This window comes from Leifsonia sp. NPDC102414, from assembly GCF_044765685.1.
Classification (GTDB): Bacteria; Actinomycetota; Actinomycetes; order Actinomycetales; family Microbacteriaceae; genus Leifsonia.
The window spans coordinates 89,836-105,262 of sequence record NZ_JBIWKN010000002.1; the positions used below are offsets into that span (position 1 = coordinate 89,836).

General features: G+C 69.2%; 13 protein-coding genes. 9 read left to right on the forward strand and 4 right to left on the reverse strand.

The features are described 5' to 3' along the window. The first annotated feature begins 12 nt into the window (after positions 1–12). The 6 genes from ACIRCZ_RS08680 to ACIRCZ_RS08705 all read left to right on the forward strand — a co-directional run bounded on the left by ACIRCZ_RS08680 (position 13) and on the right by ACIRCZ_RS08705 (position 6,016). Complete coding sequence (locus ACIRCZ_RS08680) at positions 13–1,581, forward strand: amino acid permease (RefSeq protein ID WP_082581576.1); 1,569 nt, start codon at positions 13–15, stop codon at positions 1,579–1,581. Then, positions 1,568–2,266, forward strand: a complete 699-nt coding sequence (locus ACIRCZ_RS08685) for a helix-turn-helix transcriptional regulator (protein ID WP_402851905.1) — start codon at positions 1,568–1,570, stop codon at positions 2,264–2,266. The genes ACIRCZ_RS08680 and ACIRCZ_RS08685 overlap by 14 nt, the downstream gene beginning before the upstream one ends. Before the next feature lie 135 nt (positions 2,267–2,401). Continuing rightward, on the forward strand, positions 2,402–2,791 hold the full coding sequence (locus ACIRCZ_RS08690) for a VOC family protein (RefSeq protein WP_402851908.1): 390 nt from the start codon (positions 2,402–2,404) through the stop codon (positions 2,789–2,791). A gap of 32 nt (positions 2,792–2,823) precedes the next feature. Then, positions 2,824–3,447: an ECF transporter S component gene (locus ACIRCZ_RS08695; RefSeq protein WP_402851911.1), complete on the forward strand. Its 624-nt coding sequence runs from the start codon at positions 2,824–2,826 to the stop codon at positions 3,445–3,447. 5 nt (positions 3,448–3,452) lie between these two features. Continuing rightward, positions 3,453–5,222: an ABC transporter ATP-binding protein gene (locus ACIRCZ_RS08700; protein WP_402851914.1), complete on the forward strand. Its 1,770-nt coding sequence runs from the start codon at positions 3,453–3,455 to the stop codon at positions 5,220–5,222. Continuing rightward, positions 5,219–6,016, forward strand: a complete 798-nt coding sequence (locus ACIRCZ_RS08705) for an energy-coupling factor transporter transmembrane component T family protein (RefSeq protein WP_402851917.1) — start codon at positions 5,219–5,221, stop codon at positions 6,014–6,016. The genes ACIRCZ_RS08700 and ACIRCZ_RS08705 overlap by 4 nt, the downstream gene beginning before the upstream one ends. Before the next feature lie 89 nt (positions 6,017–6,105). Here ACIRCZ_RS08705 and ACIRCZ_RS08710 read toward each other — a convergent pair whose 3' ends face one another. Both ACIRCZ_RS08710 and ACIRCZ_RS08715 read right to left on the reverse strand, forming a co-directional pair. Further along, complete coding sequence (locus tag ACIRCZ_RS08710) at positions 6,106–6,558, reverse strand: MarR family winged helix-turn-helix transcriptional regulator (protein WP_055898599.1); 453 nt, start codon at positions 6,556–6,558, stop codon at positions 6,106–6,108. Between the two features lie 18 nt (positions 6,559–6,576). Beyond that, entirely contained in the window at positions 6,577–8,304 is a 1,728-nt protein-coding gene (locus ACIRCZ_RS08715; RefSeq protein ID WP_235500636.1) for an MFS transporter, read from the reverse strand. A 197-nt stretch (positions 8,305–8,501) separates the two neighbouring features. Between ACIRCZ_RS08715 and ACIRCZ_RS08720 the strand changes: the two genes are divergently transcribed. Then, positions 8,502–10,736: an FAD-dependent oxidoreductase gene (locus ACIRCZ_RS08720; RefSeq protein ID WP_402851922.1), complete on the forward strand. Its 2,235-nt coding sequence runs from the start codon at positions 8,502–8,504 to the stop codon at positions 10,734–10,736. Positions 10,737–10,741: 5 nt separating this feature from the next. Here the strand turns inward: ACIRCZ_RS08720 and ACIRCZ_RS08725 are convergent, their stop codons facing one another. After that, entirely contained in the window at positions 10,742–11,578 is an 837-nt protein-coding gene (locus ACIRCZ_RS08725; protein ID WP_055898589.1) for a MurR/RpiR family transcriptional regulator, read from the reverse strand. Between the two features lie 65 nt (positions 11,579–11,643). Between ACIRCZ_RS08725 and ACIRCZ_RS08730 the strand changes: the two genes are divergently transcribed. Both ACIRCZ_RS08730 and ACIRCZ_RS08735 read left to right on the forward strand, forming a co-directional pair. Continuing rightward, the gene (locus ACIRCZ_RS08730) at positions 11,644–12,537 is read left to right on the forward strand and encodes a beta-galactosidase (protein ID WP_402851925.1); all 894 of its coding nucleotides are present in this window, start codon (positions 11,644–11,646) and stop codon (positions 12,535–12,537) included. Then, complete coding sequence (locus ACIRCZ_RS08735) at positions 12,501–13,595, forward strand: beta-galactosidase trimerization domain-containing protein (protein WP_402851928.1); 1,095 nt, start codon at positions 12,501–12,503, stop codon at positions 13,593–13,595. Before ACIRCZ_RS08730 ends, ACIRCZ_RS08735 begins: the two co-directional genes overlap by 37 nt. A gap of 15 nt (positions 13,596–13,610) precedes the next feature. On the opposite strand, the gene ACIRCZ_RS08740 is transcribed toward ACIRCZ_RS08735, so the two are convergent. Next, on the reverse strand, positions 13,611–15,350 hold the full coding sequence (locus tag ACIRCZ_RS08740; protein ID WP_402851931.1) for a beta-galactosidase: 1,740 nt from the start codon (positions 15,348–15,350) through the stop codon (positions 13,611–13,613). Positions 15,351–15,427 lie beyond the last annotated feature (77 nt).

Below are 15,427 nucleotides of genomic sequence, written 5' to 3' on the forward strand. Positions count from 1 at the left end.
GAGGGGGCTGACATGACACAGCACGATCCGGCCGACGATCTGGAGAACAGCCGCGAGCACGTCGGAGACATGAGCCAGGCGGTTCAGGACTTCGCCAGCGAGCAGGAGGGCTACCACAAGAGCCTCAAGCCCCGGCAGGTGCAGATGATCGCCATCGGCGGCGCGATCGGCACCGGCCTCTTCCTCGGCGCAGGCGGCCGCCTCGAGCAGGGCGGCCCGATCCTGGTCTTCGTCTACGCGCTGTGCGGGTTCTTCGCCTTCCTGGTGCTGCGCGCGCTCGGCGAGCTGGTGCTGCACCGGCCGTCGTCCGGCTCGTTCGTCTCGTACGCCCGCGAGTTCTACGGCGAGAAGATGGCATACGTCGCCGGGTGGATGTACTTCCTCAACTGGGCCATGACGGCCATCGTCGACTCCACCGCCATCGCCCTCTACGTGAAGTACTGGAGCATCTTCTCCGCAGCGCCGCAGTGGCTGCTCGCGCTGATCGCCCTCGTGGTGGTGGTCAGCCTCAACCTCATCTCCGTGAAAGTGTTCGGCGAGATGGAGTTCTGGTTCGCGTTGATCAAGGTGACGGCGCTGGTGCTGTTCCTCGTGGTCGGCATCGTGGTGCTCGCGTTCGGCTGGCCGACCGACCAGGGGCCGACCGGGATCGCGATGCTCCAGGCGAACGGCGGCCTGCTCCCCCACGGCTTCGCGACCATCGGCATGGCGATCGTGCTCGTGCAAGGTGTTGTCTTCGCGTACGCGGGCGTCGAGCTGGTCGGCATCGCCGCCGGTGAGACGGAGCACCCGGAGAAGATCATGCCGCGTGCCATCAACAGCGTCGTCCTGCGCATCGCGGTGTTCTACTGCGGATCTGTCCTGCTGCTCGCCCTCCTGCTCCCCTCCGATGTCTACAGCGGAGACGAGAGCCCGTTCGTGACCTTCTTCAGCCACCTCGGGTCTCCTGAGCTGAGCGCTGTCATCGGCTCCGTGATGAACTTCGTCGTGCTCACGGCCGCCCTTTCCAGCCTCAACGCCGGGATGTACTCCACGGGGCGCATCCTGCACTCGATGGCGCAGACGGGAGCGGCGCCGACCTTCACCGGCCGGATGAACAGGCGCGGCGTGCCGTACGGCGGCATCCTGCTCACCGGCTGCATCGGCGTTCTCGGGGTCTTCCTCAACCTGATCGTGCCGGAGGAGGCGTTCAACATCGTGGTGAACGTTGCATCGCTCGGCATCGTGACGAGCTGGGGGATGATCGTGATCTGCCAGATGCAGCTGCGCCGGTGGGCGCTGCAGGGCAAGCTGGAACGACCGGCGTTCCGGCTGTTCGGGGCGCCGTTCACCGCGTACCTGACCCTGGCGTTCCTCGCGGCCGTGCTGGTGCTGATGGCGTTCGACTACCCGACGGGGACGTTCACCATCGCCTCGCTGGTGATCATCATCCCGCTGCTGGTGATCGGCTGGTTCGCGAGCCGCACCAAGATCCTCGCCATCGCGCAGCAGAGGCAGGGATACACGGGCGCGCATCCGGTGATCGCCGCGCGTCCCGGCTTCGACTCCGCCAAGCGGCCAGAGGACGATGAACCGCACTGACCGGCTGTACGCGCTCGTGGAGGAGCTGCGCGCGGTGTCGCCGCGGCCCAGGAGCGCCAGGTGGCTGGCCGAGCGGTTCGAGGTGACCTCGCGGACGATCGAGCGCGACCTGTCCGCCCTGCAGCAGTCCGGCGTCCCGATCTGGGCCGAGCCAGGGCGCACGGGCGGCTACTCCATCGACCCTTCCCACACCCTCCCGCCGCTCGGCCTCACCCCGGATGAAGCGCTCGCGGTCACGGTCGGGCTCGGGATGCTCGCGTCGAGCCCGTTCCGCGAGGCAGCGGCGTCCGCCGTGCGCAAGGTGACCGCTGTGATGGATGCGCGCAGTCTGCAGACGACCGCGGAGCTGGCAGCGCGCATCCACTTCCTCGACGACGGCCAGGCACGGGATGCGCCTGCCGCGCTCGGCGGCGTGCTCGGCTCCGGCCGGGTGCTCACCATCGTGTATCGCGACCGGTCGGGGGCGGAGACGGTGCGCGACGTGGAGCCGCTCGGCTACGTCGGCAAGGGGACGGACTGGTATCTGATCGCGTGGTGCCGGCTGCGCGCGGGGGTGCGGGCGTTCCGCGGCGATCGCATCGTGAGCGCGGAGGCGACGGGCGAGCGGGCGCCGCAGCGGGAGCTGCGGCCGGAGGACCTGGACGTCGCGTACGGAGAGCTGCAGTCGGTGAGCATCGGGCGGTGAGCATCGGGCGGTGAGCATCGGGCGGTGAGCATCGGGCGGTGAATCGCTAAACACCGACAGGACGGTGTCGCGCACGGGTTCGAGTATGGGGTCAACGGGCGGAACGGCCGCCCGAACCCTCCGAAAGGACCACCGATGGACTTCGCCTCGATCAGGATCATCACCGACGACGTCGACCGCCTCGCCGGCTTCTACGAACTCGTCACCGGCTCGGACGCTGTGCGGCCGGCGCCGGTGTTCGCCGAGTTCCGCACAGCGTCGGTGACGCTCGCCATCGGCAGCACCGCCACCGTCGCCATGCTCGGCGAGCGCGCCCCGAAACCGGGAAGGAACGACTCCGTCATCGTCGAATTCCTCGTGGCGGACGTGGATGCGGAGTTCGCCAGAATCCGCGCATCCATCGGCGACGGCGCCGACATCGTGCTGGAGCCGACGACCATGCCGTGGGGCAACCGCTCTGCGCTGATCCGCGACCCGGACGGCAACGTCGTCAACCTGTTCTCCCGACCGGCGGCGCGCTTGTAAGGCAACCCTTACCCATCTACGCTGGTGGGGACATGAAGAACACCAGCACCCGACTCCTCCTCACCTGCGCCGCGATCGGTGTCGCAGGTGGCATCGTGTTCTCGATCAGCGCTTACATCTCCGGCACGCTCGCCGCTGCTGCTCCGATGTTCTACGGCGCTGTGATCGGCGTGTACTTCCTGCCGGGCGTCATCGCGCAGGCTCTGCTGCGTCGCGGAGGGGTCGCCTTGATCACCTCGGTGATCGCCGGCCTGGTGTCCGTGCCGTTCCAGCCGATCGGGTTCGCCGCCGTGATGGCGGCGGGGTCGATCGGGCTGCTGCAGGAGCTGCCGTTCGCGGTGACCCTGTATCGCTACTGGCGGGCGTGGCTGTTCTACGCCGCCGTGACGATCGCCGGGCTGGTCTTCGGGATCGGGGTGTTCGTCGCGCAGGGAGCCGAGCAGACGCAGCCCTGGGTGCAGGTGGTGCACATCGGGCTGTTCGTGGCGTCGCCGATCCTGTTCACCTGGGCCGGCCGCGCCGTCGCCGCCGGACTCGACCGCACAGGCGCCGGGCGCGGCCTGCAGCTGCCGATCGTGCGCACCAGGCGCGGGCGAGACGGCGACGCCGGCTCCGACGCGCTGCCCATGCTCGCGGCGCCGACGTTGCAGTTCTGAACGCCGTGGCCGCCGAGCCCGCGCCGCTCTCGGTGCGCGGGGTGCGCATCCGGCACGATGGCGCAGACCAGTGGACGCCGGACGGCGTGACGTTCGATCTCGTACCGGGCGACGTGCTGCTCGTGCTCGGCCCGAGCGGCTGCGGCAAGTCGACGCTCGCGCTCGCCCTCAACGGGCTGGTGCCTCACGCGGTGCCCGCGAGCCTCGACGGGTCCGTCAGGGTGGCGGGCGTCGACACCGCGGACGCCAGGGTCGCCGAGCTGAGCGAGCACGTGGGCACGGTGTTCCAGGACCCGGATGCGCAGCTGGTCACCGCGACCGTGCTCGACGAGGTCTGCTTCGGCCCGGAGAACCAGCTGGTGCCCCCGGTTGCCGTGCTTCAGCGCGCTGAAGCGGCGCTGCGGGCGGTCGGGCTGTGGGAGCGCAGGGCGGACAACCCGGACACGCTCTCCGGCGGAGGGAAGCAGCGCCTTGCGATCGCCTGCGCCCTGGCGCTGGAGGCTCCCGTGCTCGTGCTGGACGAGCCGACCGCGAACCTCGATCCTGCGGGCGCGGAAGAGGTCTATGCGGTGCTCGGTGCGTTGACCGGCCCTGGCTCGACGCGATCGGTGGTGCTGGTGGAGCACAACCTGGATGCGGCACTGCCGGTGGTGGACACGGTGCTGTTGCTCGACCGTGACGGGCGGCAGGTGGCGCATGGCCCCGCCGCTGAGCTGTTCCGGGAGCGTGCGGAGGAGCTGGCTGCGCTTGGCGTGTGGCTGCCGGTCGCGACGCTCGCCGGGCTGCGGCTGCGGGATGCCGGGTGGGCGGTGGAGCGACTGCCGGTGACGATGGAGGAGCTGGCGGAGGTCGCGGCAGGGCTGGGGGTGGTGGAGGCGATGCCGGATGCGGGTGGCCGCGCCGCCGACGCTGCGGCCGCCGTGGAGGTGCGCGATCTGGAGGTGCTGCGCGGCAAGCGGGTGGTGCTGCGGGACGTGAGCCTGCGGGTCGGGCGGGGCGACTTCGTCGCCGTCCTCGGGGCGAACGGGGCAGGGAAGACGTCCCTGGTGCAGGCCATCGCCGGTGTGGTGCGGCCGCCGCGCGGGACGGTGTCGGTCGGCGGGGTCGACCCTGCGCGTGCGAGCGTCGCAGCGCTGACCGCCGCCGTCGGCTTCGTGTTCCAGAATCCCGAGCACCAGTTCGTGGCCGACTCTGTCGAAGACGAGCTCGCGTACGGTCTACGGGTTCGGCGCATCCCTGCCGACGAGATCAGCCGCCGTGTCGACGCGATGCTCGACACTCTCGACCTCTCCGGACAGCGCGATGCGCATCCGTACCTCCTCTCCGGCGGTCAGAAGCGACGGCTCTCGGTCGGGACAGCGCTGATCGCCGGCGCACCCGTGCTGGTGCTCGACGAGCCGACGTTCGGGCAGGACCGCGCACGCGCCACCGAACTGCTCGGGATGCTCGCCCGCCTCAACGACGCAGGGACCACGGTCGTCATCGTCACCCACGACCTGCAACTCGTCGCCGAGTACGCCACCCACGCCGCGGTGCTCGCGGACGGGACGCTCGCCGCATACGGCCAGACCGCAGACGTCCTCGGCGACGTCTCTCTGCTGGAGCGCAGCGGACTCCGGCAGCCCCCGCTCGCCGCCGCCCTCGGCGGGGTGCCCGGCTGGGGCCACGTGACCAGGCTAACCGATCTGCCGGGCAGGGACGAGCGCGGGGCCGACCCCGACAGTGCTGGGACAGACGGGCGCGGGGCCGACGGCGCAGCGACGGGCAGCGCATGACCTTCCTCTCCCCCGACCCGTACGGCACCTCCGCGCCAGTGCCCCGCTCCCGGTTCCTGCACCACCTCAACCCGTTGGCCAAGGTCGCCGCCGTGCTTCCCGCGTGGGTGGCGCTGCTGTTCACGCGCGACATCGTCACGCCGCTCGTGTTCGTCGTGCTCGGCGTCGCGCTCATCCTGGTCGGCGCTCGGCTGCGGCCGGCGATCGTCGTCGGCCTGCTCGTCGTGCTCCCGGCGATCGTGCTGGTGATGGCGGTGAGTTTCGGATTCTGGACAGACGCATCCAGAGTCGCGGACCAGCGCATCCTGTTCTCGATCGGGGCGTACGACTACACCGTCGGCGCGCTCGCGGTGGGGCTGGCGACCTCGCTGCGGCTCGGCGCCCTGGTGACACTCGCGCTGGTCGGCGGGCTGACGACCACGGGTCCCGACCTGGCCCGCGCGCTCGTGGCGCAGCTCCGCATCCCGTACCGGATCGGGTACACCGCCATCGCGGCCTACCGCTTCCTGCCCCGGTTCGGCAGCGAGCTGATGCTGATCAGGCAGGCGCAGCGGGTGCGGGGCGTGGCGGGTGGATGGGGTCCCATCGCGGCCGTCCGGCGCGCATTCGCCGCCGTGGTGCCGCTGCTGGCGTCGTCGATCAGGCACGCGGAGCGCATGGCGCTGGCGATGGAGTCGCGGGCGTTCGGTGCGCATCCCACCCGAACCGAGCGGACGCCGTCGCGCTGGCGGATGCGGGACTCCGTGTTCGTCGCTGTCGCCGTCCTCGTCACCGTGGCCGTCTTCGTGCTCTGAGTCGCAACACCCGTCGCGCGATTCCTGCCGAACGGGCGGTTCAGGTACCCGCGAGCGCACAAATCGCACGAGTCGTTTCGCGCGGCTCTCTAGGACACGTGCGCGGCGGACTCCAGGGCCGGCAGCGCCGCGGCGAGCGCGGCGACCTGCTCCGGCGTCAGCTCGGCGAGGATCGACTGCACCGTGCGGGCTCGGTCGGAGCGGGCGCGCAGCAGGAGCTCGATTCCGTCCTCCGTGCCGCTGACGAACGAGGAGCGGCCGTCGTCAGGGTCCGGTTCGCGCTGGACGAGCCCTCGGGCCTCCAGGTCTGAGACGACGCGGGTGATGGTCGGGGCGGCGACCACCTCGATGGCGGCGAGCTCGCCCGGGCGCAGCGGCCCACGGCGCACGATCGTGGACAGAGCGGAGAGCTGGCCGTGGCTCAGGTCACCGGTGGATGAGCGCATCCTGCGGTTGAGGCGGCCGACGGCGAGCGCCAGTCGTCCGGCCAGATCGTCGTCCTCGAGCGAGGAGCGGCCGTCTCCGACGTCGCCGTCTGTCACCGTGAACGCTCCTGAACGCTATGCGCGGCTCGCACCGACTTCCTCGCCTTCTTCGCTGATCGCCTGCGATTCGGCGATCTTCTCCTCATGAACATACTTGCCGCCGCCTGCGAATGAGGCGATAGCTCCGATGATGCTCATCACGGCGGCCGCGACGAACACGACCACGAGGCCGTCGTGGAACGGTCCGGAGATGAGTTGAGGGAAGAATTCCTTGCCGGTGAGGGTCGCCGCATCCACGTGGGGGCTGCTGAGGACGCCGGTCGGCCCGAGCAGACTGGCGATCGGGTTGTAGCCGAGGAACGCGGCGAACAGGCTGCCGACCGGGGGCGTCGCACCGATCTGCGTCGCGACAGCGTGCGGCACGCCGTGGGTGGTGAGCCCGTTCGTCAGCGCGGTCGGGAGGGCGACGGACAGGCCGGCGATCATCAGCGAGAAGAAGATTCCGATGGACAACGAGCTTCCCGCGTTGAGCGCGACGCCCGCCATCCCGGATGCGGCCCCTCGCTCGTTCGCCGGCACGCTGTTCATGATGGCGGTGCGGTTCGGCGACGAGAACAGGCCGGAGCCGATGCCGTTCAGCCCGGTGAGCACGGCGAACTGCCAATACTCGAAGTTGACGGGGATGAACAGCAACCCGATGAACGTCAGAGCGACCAGGGAGAGACCGACCGTCGCGAACGCGCGGGAGCCGAACCGATCGGAGAGCGCGCCGGAGATGGGGCCGGCGATGAGGAAGCCGATCGTGATCGGCAGCATGTAGATGCCCGCCCAGAGCGGCGTGGACTCATAGCTGTAGCCGTGCAGTGGCAACCAGATGCCCTGCAGCCAGATGATCAGCATGAACTGCAGACCGCCTCGACCGATCGCGGCGAGGAACCCGGCGAAGATCCCCGACGAGAACGACCGGATGCGGAACAAGCGCATGTCGAACATCGGCGACTTCACGCGCAGCTCGATCAGCACGAACGCCACCAGCAGCAGGATGCCGCCGATGATCGCGCCGAGCACCCACGGGTTGCCCCAGCCCTGCGAGCTGCCGCCGTATGGCTGGATGCCGTACGTGATGCCGGTGAGCAGGGCGATGAGGCCGACAGCGAAGGTGGCGTTGCCGAGCCAGTCGATGCGGCCAGGGTTCTTCTGGCCGACCTCGTGCAGCGACTTGTACGACCAGATCGTGCCGACGATGCCGATCGGCACCGACACGAAGAACACGGCCCTCCAGTCGATCTCGGCGAGGATGCCGCCGACGATCAGACCGATGAAGCTTCCGGCGATGGCGGCCACCTGGTTGAGGCCGAGGGCGAACCCGCGCTTGTTGGCGGGGAACGCATCCGTGAGGATGGCGGTCGAGTTCGCGAACAGCGCTGCTCCGCCGATGCCCTGCACGAACCGCCAGACGATCAGCCACATGGCGGCCGGTCCCCCGGTGAACGGGTCGAGCGAGAGCGCGATGGCGGCGACGGTGAAGATCACGAACCCGGCGTTGTAGATCTTGACCCTGCCGTACTGGTCGCCCATGCGCCCGAACATCACGACGAGCACGGCCGTGACGAGCATGTAGCCCATCAGCATCCAGAGCAGGTAGGAGACGTTGCCCGGTTCGAGCGGGTTGAGCTTGATGCCGGTGAAGATGGCGGGGAGGGAGATGATGACGATCGACGAGTTGATCGTCGCCATGAGCATCCCGAGGGTGGTGTTGCTGAGCGCGACCCACTTGTAGTGCGGGTGGTCCTTGCTGAACATGCCGGTGCGAGGCAAAAGAGTGCGTCCTTCGAGTTGGTTTATATGCATTAACTATATAACTCGATGGATGCGCGTGGAAGCGCCCGAAAATGCTGCCCGATTATTATTTGCGAATTCTCGCGACATGTGCGAGCGTAAAGGCAAATAATTTTCCGCACGAGAAGGAAGCCTCTGCGGTACGAAGGAGTAGCGCGACCATGCAGCAACAGACGGTCACTTCGGACGTCACGGTCATCGGAGGCGGCCTCGCCGGTGTCGCGGCAGCCATCGCCGCCGCCCGGGCGGGCGCGACAGTCGCGCTGATCAACAACCGCCCGGTCCTCGGCGGGAACTCGAGCTCCGAGATCCGGGTCTGGGTGTGCGGTGCGACGGCGCACGGTGCGCAGAAGTACGCCAGAGAGACCGGGATCATGGGAGAGCTCTACCTGGAGAACCAGTACCGCAACCCCGAAGGCAATCCGTACTTCTGGGATCAGGTCGTCCTGGACGCGGTTCGCGCTGAGACCGGCATCACCCTCTTCCTCAACACCGACGTGACAGCGGTCAACGCGGACGGCGACGACGACGATCGCCGGATCATCGACGTGACCGGCTGGCAGCAGGGCTCCGAACGGCGTCTCACCTTCGCGGGGCCGGTGTTCATCGACGCGAGTGGCGACGGCCTCGTCGGCGAGCTCGCAGGAGCCTGGTACGCGTCCGGTCGGGAGGCGGCGAGTGTCTACCAGGAGGAATGGGCGCCGGAGGTCCCCGACGGCAACATGCTCGGCAGCACGCTGTTCTTCTACACCAAGGACCTCGGTGAGCCGGTGCGCTACGTGCCGCCGTCGATCGCGAAGGACATCGCGGAGACCAGCATCCTGGTCCATCGCAGGATCGACACCAGCGCCAACGGCTGCGACTACTGGTGGATCGAGTGGGGCGGAGAACTCGACGCGGTGGCCGACAACGAGCGCATTCGCGACGAGCTGTGGGCCGTCGTCTACGGCATCTGGGACCACATCAAGAACTCCGGACGCTTCGACGCCGAGACACTGACGCTGGAATGGGTCGGCTCCGTGCCGGGCAAGCGCGAGTATCGCCGGTTCCTGGGAGATCACGTGCTGACCCAGAGCGACATCATGGACCAGACGCGCTTCGACGATCGGATCGGCTTCGGCGGCTGGTCCATCGACCTGCACCCGCCGGGAGGGATGTACTCCACCGACCACGGCTCCAAGCACCTGTTCACGTCAGGGGTTTACCACATCCCCTTCCGCTCGCTGTACTCCAGGAACACCCGCAATCTCCTGATGGCCGGGCGCGACATCTCCGCCAGCCACGTCGCCTTCGGCACCACCCGTGTCATGGCGACCTGCGCTGTCACCGGAGAGGCCGCCGGGGCCGGTGCGGCTCTCGCGGCGCTGCAGGGAATCACTCCGCGCCAGGTCGCGACAGAGCGGATGGCCGAGCTCCAGCAGCTGCTGCTGCGCAGCGACGCCTCTCTGCTCGGCGTGCCGTGGACCTCGGAGGACGATCGTGCCTTCGCGGCCGACATCACCGCTTCCAGCACCCTGACCACGCTTCGCGTCGAAGAAGCACCAGACGCCGTGCCGTACGCCCTGGACGAGCACGACTTCGGCCTCCACCTGCCCGTGGACCCTGTGCTCGACAGCGTCGGCATCCTCGTCGAGGCGGCCGGCCCGACGGAGGTGACCGTCGAGCTGTGGAGCACCGAGGGCGGCGAGAACCACATCCCGGTGCGCTTCGTCGATCGGCGGACGCTGCACGTCGAGGCCGGCCGCAGCATGGTCGGCGCGGACTTCGGCTACGCGCCGACGACACCGGAAGACGTCGTCGTGGTGATCCGCCGAGCACCAGGACTCTCGGTGATCGTGAACGCAGGGGCTGCGCCATCCGGCGTGCTCGGGCTGCTCAGCCGTACACCGGCGACCGATCTCAACCGGCCCCAGTCCAACGCGTGGTCTGCGGCCGAGCTGCGGAGGCATTCTCCGGTCTTCGAGGCCGCTCCGGCGACGCTGGCCTACGAACCCGAGCACGCCGTCGGCGGGTACGCCCGTCCGTACGGCGGCCCGAATATGTGGTCGTCCGCACGCATCGCGTCAGGGCGAGAGGAGTCCCTGGAGCTGCGCTGGCCAGGACCGATCGGCGCCGGGCGCATCGAGGTGATCTTCAACGACGAGGTGGACGAGGACCTCGTGAACCTCCACCACCATCGCACCCCGTTCGCCGTGATCCCCGAACTCGTGCGCGACTACCGCATCGAGGCCGCGACCGCGGATGGCTGGGTGACGCTCGACGCGGTGGCCGGCAACCGCCGCCGCCGCCGCGTCCACGACCTCGGCGGAGTGACCACGGATGCCGTACGGCTCGTCGTCGAGGCGACGAACGGGTCGGCGTGGGCGAGCGTCGTCGCCGTCCGCGTGTTCGAGTGACAGGGTCAGGCCGGCAGGGCGAACGACGCGTTCAGCCGCTGAGCCACGAGCATCCACAGCACGGCCCCGACGAAATCGTCGCTCGCCCGCCCCGCGAAGTACTCGGTCCAGGTGCGCCCGCCGCCCGTGCCGGTGTAGAGCACCAGGTCGGCCTCGCGTGTGACGCGCCCGTCCGGCACACCGGTGATGACGATCGTGGTCGCTCCGTGGGCGGAGGCCTCGTGCAGGAAGGATTCCACGATCGCGCTGTCGCCGTTGCGGGACACCGCCACCGCCACCCCCTTCCGGTCGAGCAGGCTCGCACCCACCTTCGCGGCGTACGCGCCCTCGTGCATCCAGACCGGAACGCCCAGCCGCATGAGCCGCATGGACAGCTCGTCGGCGGGCGGACGGTCGCCCCACTCTCCGAAGATCTCGACGCGCGTCGCAGCAGCGATCTTCTCCGCCGCCTGACCGAGGAGGCCGAGGTCGACGTTCGACAGCGCGTTGCGGAGCGCACGGAACTCGTGCCCCGCCAGCACGTTCATGACCTGCTCCGGCGAATCCGTGGGGGTGACATCCGGCCCGATGTCGCTCGCCCATCCCGCCTGCGACTCGCGCCCCGCCTCGTTCGCGACCGCCGCGCGGAACGCGGGAAACCCGGAGTATCCGAGCGAGACGGAGAGTCGCGTGACCGTCGCGGGCTGTGTGTCTGCCTGCGACGCAAGCCACGTGATGGAGTTGCGCCCGGCCTCGAACGGGTCGGTGAGCACGATCTCGGCGACGCGCTTGCGCGCGCCGGACAGCGTCGGCAGCGCGTGTCGGACGAGTTCGAGCGGACTGGGCTCTGCTGCGGTGGTCAAGAAGGCCTCCCTCACTGTGCGGCGCGAAGCACCTACTGAAAATAAATTACACGAGAGGATGCCGGATGCGCTTCTGGTACGGAGCCGATTACAACCCTGAGCAGTGGCCGGAGGCGACGCACGAGGAGGACATTCGCCTCATGGCGGAGGCCGGCGTCACCGTCGCGACCGTCGGCGTCTTCTCGTGGGCCTTCCTGGAACCGGAGGAGGGACGATTCGAGTTCGAGTGGCTCGACCGCGTGCTGGACCGCCTGCACGCGGCCGGCATCGGCGCCGACCTCGCGACCGCGACCGCGACGCCGCCGCAGTGGCTGTCCCTGAACCACCCGGACACCCTGCTGGTGGACGAGTGGGGGCACGTGCTCTCGCCGGGCAGTCGCCAGCACGTCAACCCGAGTTCGGCGACGTACCGACGGCTGGCCCTCCGCCTCGTCGGCGCCATCGCAGAACGCTACGGCGACCACCCTGCCCTGGTGGCCTGGCACGTCGGAAACGAGTTCGGCAACGACAATCCCAGGGACTACGGCGACGAGACCGCGCTGGCCTTCCGCGACTGGCTCCGGCGCCGCTACGGGTCCATCGACGAGCTGAACGCCCGCTGGGGCACCGCGTTCTGGTCGCAGCGCTATTCGTCGTTCGACCAGGTCCTCCCTCCGCGCGCTGCCCCCACCTTCCGCAATCCGGCCCACCTCCTCGACTTCGACCGATTCGGTTCGGACGCTCTGCTCGACGGGTACCGCGCGGAGGCCGCCATGCTGCGGCAGGCGACACCCCACATCCCGGTCACCACCAACTTCATGGGGATGTTCAAGCCGGCGGACTACTGGTCCTGGGCGGGCGAGGTGGATGTGGTGAGCGACGACGCGTATCCCGACCCCGCGCATCCAGGGTGTGGAAGGACGCCGCCCTGCACAGGGATCTCATGCGGTCGCTCGGCGACGGCCGCCCCTGGCTCCTGATGGAGCAGTCGACGAGCGCTGTCAACTGGCGCGACCTCAACGCCCCGAAACTGCCAGGCCAGATGCGCGCGCTGTCGTACCAGGCCATCGCCCGCGGCGCGGACGGCGTGATGTTCTTCCAGTGGCGTCAATCCCGGCGCGGCGGCGAGAAATTCCACTCCGCGATGGTGCCGCACGCCGGCACGGACACACGCATCTGGCGCGAGGTATGCGAGCTCGGCGCCGAACTGCGCGGCCTCGACGATCTCGTCGGCACCAGGGTGCAACGACCAGACGTCGCCATCGTGGTCGACTGGGACTCGTGGTGGAGCATCGAGCAGCAGGCGACGCCCGCCCGCATCGACTACGCGCAGGTCATCGCCAGCTGGCACCACGCGCTCCTCGACCTCGGAGTGAACGCGGACTTCGTAGCCCGTGGCGGCGAGCTGTCTGCGTATCGGGTCGTGATCGCGCCTGCGCTGTTCGTCGTCTGTGACGAGGACGCAGATCGGCTCGGCGGCTTCGTCCACGACGGAGGCACCCTGCTGGTCGCCGCACCGACCGGCGTCGTCGACCAGGATGCGGCCTTACCGGAGGGCGGTCACCTCGGGCGGCTGGCGGACCTCCTCGGCATCGAGGTCGAGGAGTACGCACCGCACGGTCCAGCGGACGCCGTCCGACTGGTGGGAGCGCTCGACTGCTCTGTCACGCAATGGGCCGAGGTCGTCCACGCACGGGGCGCCGAGGTCGTCGCCGGCTTCTCCGGCGGTCTCGCGGACGGCGGCCCCGCGCTGACGCGTGCAGCCGTCGGCGACGGATCGGGATGGTATCTGGCGGCAGACCCAGACGACGAGGGGGTCCGCGGAGTGCTGACGTCCGTTCTCGCCGACGCCGGTGTCGCGCTGCACGAGACTCCGGACGGGGTCGAGGTGGTGCGCAGGGGCGCGCTGACCTTCGTGGTCAACCACAGCCGTGTCTCCGCCCGCGTCGACGTCGCCGGCATCGACCGGCTGACGGGCGACCGTGTCGACGGCCCAGTGCTCGCGCCATTCGGTGTACTTCTCGTGACGTCGGATTGAGCGCAGGCGGAGAACTCACGCCTCGAGCGGCCCGCGATCCGGCTGAGCGAGCCACCTCGCACGGGACGGGAGGACCCCGCCGAGCGCGAGCACGACGAGCTCGTTCTCGCCCGTTCGCGTCGCGGGTCCAGGCACGTAGAGGGAATGCTGCGGCCCTCGGCTCCAATAGCGACCGAGCGGCCAGCCGTTGACCCAGGCGAAGCCCTTGCCCAGGTCTCGCGTGGCCAGCTGCAGGTCCGCGGGTTCGTCGAGCAGGAATGTGGATCGGGCGACGACAGGACCGAGGGCCCCCGTGCGGCCGTCGTGCTCGGTGTCCAGGTAGCGGTCGGGACGGTCGAGGTCGATGGGGGTCACAGACCAGCCCCGCAGCTCGCGCCCGTTCACCGTGACCGGCCCGATCAGCCCCTTGGGCTCGCCGAGCCTCTGCCCGTAGTTCACACGTCCCTGATCCTCGACGAGGATCTCGAGCAACCGGATGCCGTCCGGCAGTTCGATCCCGACATCGTTGTGCTCCCGTTCGAGAACGCCGATCGGACGACCGTCTGCGAACACCTGCGCGCGATCGCGCACCTCACCGACGCGCAGGACGCCGGCGGTCGCCCTCGCCCGATAGAGCACGAGCCCCCGGTACACGCCCAGATCGTCCATGCTCGGAACGGATGAGAACTCGCTGCCCCTCTCGAGCGGTACGGCCGGCAGCAGGCGGGCAGCGGCGTCGAACGGGGAGGAGAAGGCCGGCGAGGCAGACGGCTCGCGACGTACGCGCTCCGGCAGGCGCGCGTACCGCCCGATGACCTCGCGGAACGCCAGATACTTCGCCGTGGTCGCGCCGTGCTCGCTGAGCGGGGCGTCGTAGTCGTACGAGGTCGTCGTCGGCTCGTAGTATCCCTTGTGATTGGCCCCGTTGGTGAGGCCGAAGTTGGTGCCGCCATGGAACATGTAGATGTTGACCGACGCCCCGGTCGAGAGGATCTCGTCGAGCTCGCGCGCGGCGGTCGCGGCGTCTGTCGTGTTGTGCCGGCCGCCCCAGTGGTCGAACCAGCCGTCCCAGAACTCCGCACACATGAGCGGGCCATCCGGTTGGTGCTTCCTCAATCGGCCGAGGCGCTCGATCCCGTTCGACCCGAATGATGCGGTGAGGTGAGCTCCCGCGACGCTGCCGTTCTCGAGCATCCTGTCTTCCGGCTGGTCGACGGTGGTCAGCGGAACAGTGACGGCCCCGGCCCGCATCCAGCGCACCAGGGTGGTCAGGTACTCCTTGTCAGAGCCATACGCCCCGTACTCGTTCTCGACCTGCAGCAGGATGACGGGACCCCCTCGATCCACCTGACGCGGGACGAGGATCGGAAGGACCGAGGCCAGGTAGTCGCCCACCGCGCGCAGGAAGGTCGGATCGCTGCAGCGGATGTTGCTGCCGCACTCACGCGTCAGCCAGCCGGGGAGACCGCCGTTGTCCCACTCCGCGCAGATGAAGGGGCCCGGACGGACGATTGCGTGCATCCCTGCGTCGGCGATCAGGTCGAGGAAGCGCCCGAGGTCGAGTGCACCATCGGTGCGGAAGGATCCGCGTTCGGGCTCGTGCTCGTTCCACGCCACATACGTCTCGATGGTGTTGAGCCCCATCTCTTTCGCAGCGAGGATGCGGTCCTCCCACTGCTCGGGATGCACGCGGAAGTAGTGCAGCGCCCCCGCGAGGATGCGGAACGGCTCACCGTCGAGCAGGAAGTCGCGTTCGCCGATGGCAAAGGTGGTCATGGGACTCCTCGAAAAGGGCAGGGAACGGGTGGAGTGGCGGCAGAGAGAAGCGGCCGGCGCTTGCGCACCGGCCGCTC